The sequence below is a fragment of the Streptosporangium minutum genome, from assembly GCF_002149035.1.
Taxonomy (GTDB): Bacteria; Actinomycetota; Actinomycetes; order Streptosporangiales; family Streptosporangiaceae; genus Streptosporangium; species Streptosporangium minutum.
In genome coordinates this window covers 1-3188 of record NZ_NGFP01000440.1, presented here as the reverse complement: position 1 = coordinate 3188, position 3188 = coordinate 1, and the positions used below count along the sequence as shown (strand labels likewise).

3 protein-coding genes and 1 pseudogene are annotated in these 3188 nt (G+C 70.7%); 2 read left to right on the top strand and 2 right to left on the bottom strand.

Annotated elements, in window-relative coordinates; translation table 11 throughout:
- Positions 1 to 525: sugar phosphate isomerase/epimerase family protein (locus CA984_RS43245; protein ID WP_086579066.1), on the top strand; the 525-nt coding region annotated here is incomplete at its 5' end.
- Positions 526 to 740: 215 nt separating this feature from the next.
- On the opposite strand, the gene CA984_RS43240 is transcribed toward CA984_RS43245, so the two are convergent.
- The gene (locus CA984_RS43240; RefSeq protein ID WP_086579065.1) at positions 741 to 1673 is read right to left on the bottom strand and encodes an SPFH domain-containing protein; all 933 of its coding nucleotides are present in this window, start codon (positions 1671 to 1673) and stop codon (positions 741 to 743) included.
- 237 nt (positions 1674 to 1910) lie between these two features.
- Here CA984_RS43240 and CA984_RS43235 point away from each other — a divergent pair, with 237 nt between their 5' ends.
- Positions 1911 to 2558 carry an RNA polymerase sigma factor gene (locus tag CA984_RS43235; RefSeq protein ID WP_242676497.1) on the top strand — a complete coding sequence of 216 codons (648 nt, stop codon included), beginning with the start codon at positions 1911 to 1913 and terminating at the stop codon, positions 2556 to 2558.
- Between the two features lie 38 nt (positions 2559 to 2596).
- Here CA984_RS43235 and CA984_RS43230 read toward each other — a convergent pair.
- Positions 2597 to 3188: pseudogene (locus tag CA984_RS43230) on the bottom strand (RNA-guided endonuclease TnpB family protein); the annotation flags it as partial.

Here is a 3188-nt window from a genome sequence, read left to right as displayed (position 1 = left end):
GTGATCGAGGCGCTGACGGCCGAACTGGTCCTGGCCGCCGACCTCGGGGCGCCCGGGGTGCGCGTGTTCCCCCAGGGGGAGGACCCGGCGGTCGGGGCGCGGCGGCTGAGGGCGGTCGCGCCGGAGGCCAGGCGGTTGGGGGTGCGGGTGCTGGTGGAGACACACGACGCGATGCCCACCGGTGCGGCCGTGGGGCGACTTCTCGACGAGACGGGCGAGCCGGAGACCGTCGGCGCCCTGTGGGACCTGCTCCACCCCTGGCGACACGGTGAGAGCCCGGCGGACACGCTCGCGGCCCTCGGCGACCGGCTTGCCTACGTGCAGGTCAAGGACGCCGGCCCTGACCTGACCCCGGTCCCGCTGGGAGAAGGCGCGGTCCCGCTGGAGGAGGCGGGGACGCTCCTGCGCGAGCGGGGATACGACGGATGGGTGTCGCTGGAATGGGAGCGGACGTGGTACCCGCACGTCGCCCCTCTGGAGGAGGTGATCCCCGGGGCCGTGACCTGGGCGCACCGCTTCTCCTGAGCCGCTCCCCTTTCCCCGAGCCGCTCCCCGCCGGACGAGCCGCTCCCCTTTCCCCGAGCCGCTCCCCATCGGACGAGTTGCTTCCCTTCCCCTGAGCCGCTCCCTGTCGGACGGGCCGCTCCCCCGCCGGAACGGTTCACGCCCTTCCGCCGGACCCGCGACGGCGGCCCGCCAGGAGCCCGGGGAGCACTGGCGGGACCGGCGCGGGACCGGCGTTAACGGTTCGGCGGGGTGATGTTGAGGTTGCTGCCCTGCGGGACCGGGACCACCGAGACCTGGCCCTTCTGGATCGCCTGCCAGAGCACGGCGCCCTGCGGGCCGAGGACCTTGACGAGGTCCTTGATGGATTCGATCTCGGTGCGGACCTTGGCGTTGCGCTGGGCCTGGGCGACGTTCTCCGCCTTGGCGGCCTGCTCGGAGGCGAGGGCGCTCACCAGGGCCTCCGGCGGTTCGGGCTTCTGGATGGTCAGGGAGATGTCGGCGCACTCACCGCTGCCGGCGTAGTTCTGGTGGCAGAAGTAGTCGGCTCCGGCCGTCTCCTGGATGAACTGCCGGGCCAGCACCCCGACCCGCGCCTCCCAGTCCTGCTTCACCTTCGGGTCGTTGAACAGCCCCCGCCACTCGAACTCCTGCGACGCGGCGTCCAGCGCCCGGTCCAGCGGCACCCGCATGTAGATGTTGAGCATCCGCCGCCATCCCTCGGACTCGCCGTCCTCGTAGTAGGCGTGGAACTTGAGCCCGATCCTCTCGTGGAAGCGCTGCAGCGTCTTGCAGTCGGTGTTCAGCGTGAACGTCGCCACCCCGGACACGGTCATCTCGACGTTGTCCTTGGAGACGACGGACAGCGGCTTGGACTCGGCGCGATCCCCTCCGGAGAAGTCGAAGGTCCGCTGGCCGAACGGGTAGGAGTAGGCCGTGTCGCCGGGGCCCAGCAGCGTGGCGCCGCTGGAGGGGTTGATGCACCTTTCGAACTTGATGGCCTCGAAGGTGCCGCCCGCGTAGTGCAGGACCACCTCGTCGGGCTGGGTGCTCACCCGGGAGCACCCGCTGAGGACGAAGCCGGACGCCACCACCACCACGACCGCCAGCAGGAATCCCTTCAGCAGCAGCCGTCTACCGCCGGCTTGCCGCGCCTTCTGCGCACTCATCGCATCTCCCTTTGCTCCCGCCTTGCTCCCGTTTTGTCGAAGGCGGATCCTAGTACCGTCATGCCGGGGCGAGGGCGCGGACAACCCCGCCCGCACGGATCGACGCGGGAGAGATACGTTCGGCCGCCGACGAGCCGCCGGCGCCGGTGTGAGCGGGCTTCCGTCCCACCCCGCCCCCGGCTGGAGACCGGTCATGAAAAACGGGGAACCGGGACGCTCCGGATGACGGAGTAGGGGATGAGGGCGCGGACGCGCCCCGGAAGGAACTCCCCCGATGACTGGAAGAAACAGGTGGTGACGCTGGCGCTCCCCCGAGAGGCCGGAACGCCCATGCTGTCCCCGCCCTCCGACGACGCGGCACTGATCAAGGAGTCGCTGGCGGATCCCGACCGGTTCGCCGGGCTCTTCGACCGGCACGCCGACGAGATCCACCGGTACGCGGCACGGCGGCTGGACGACGTCACCACGGCCGACGACGTGACAGCCGAGACCTTCCTCGTCGCGTTCCGCAAACGGGCCCGATACGACCTGGGCAGGACCGACGCCAGACCCTGGCTGTACGGCATCGCCTCGAACCTGATCTCCGGCCACCGCAGGGCGGAGACCCGCAGACTCAAGGCACTCGCCCGGCAGGCTCCGGAACCGGCCGCCGAGTTCGAGGAGCGCAGCGCGGAGCGGGTCACCGCCGACCAGCTCCGGCCCGCGCTGGCCGCCGCGCTCGCCAGGCTCGGATCCGCCGAACGGGACCTGCTCCTGCTGGTGGCCTGGGCCGAACTGACCTACGAGGAGGCCGCGCAGGCGCTCGGCATCCCCATCGGGACCGTGCGGTCCCGACTCTCCCGCACCCGCACCAAGATCCGCCGCTCACTGGAGTCACACGCTTGACATCCTCCCCACGGCTGAAGCCGGGGGATTCCACCCCTCACGGGATGGATTTCCTGCTTCACCGGGCCGCGCCTTCGCCGCTTTCGCGGGTCGGGTCTCACCAGCCCTCCACAGGCGTTTTACCTCTCCGCCAGCCCGGCGGCGAGAATGTTCCTGGCCGCGTTCACATCCCGGTCATGGGCGGCGCCGCAGACGCACACCCAGTCGCGGACGTTCAGCGGCATGGACCGCTGGACGGTCCCGCACGCCGAGCACAGCTTGGAGGAGGGGAACCAGCGGTCGACGACCAGCAGTTCCCGCCCATACCAGGCCGCTTTGTACTCCAGCATGGAGCGCAGCTCCTGCCAGCTCGCATCCGAGACGGCGCGGGCCAGCGAGTGATTCTTAACCATGTTGCGCACGGTGAGGTCCTCGATCACGACCGTTTGGTTCTCACGGACGAGCCGAGTGGTGAGCTTGTGCAGGAAGTCGCGGCGGCGGTCGGCGATGCGGGCATGTACCCGGGCGAGCTTCACCCGTGTTTTGGCCCGGTTGCTGGAGCCCTTCTCCGTGCGGGCCAGGGCGCGTCGCGCCCGGGCCAGCCTGCGCCGATCGGCCCGCTCGTGGCGGGGATTGGCCACCTTCCCCGCC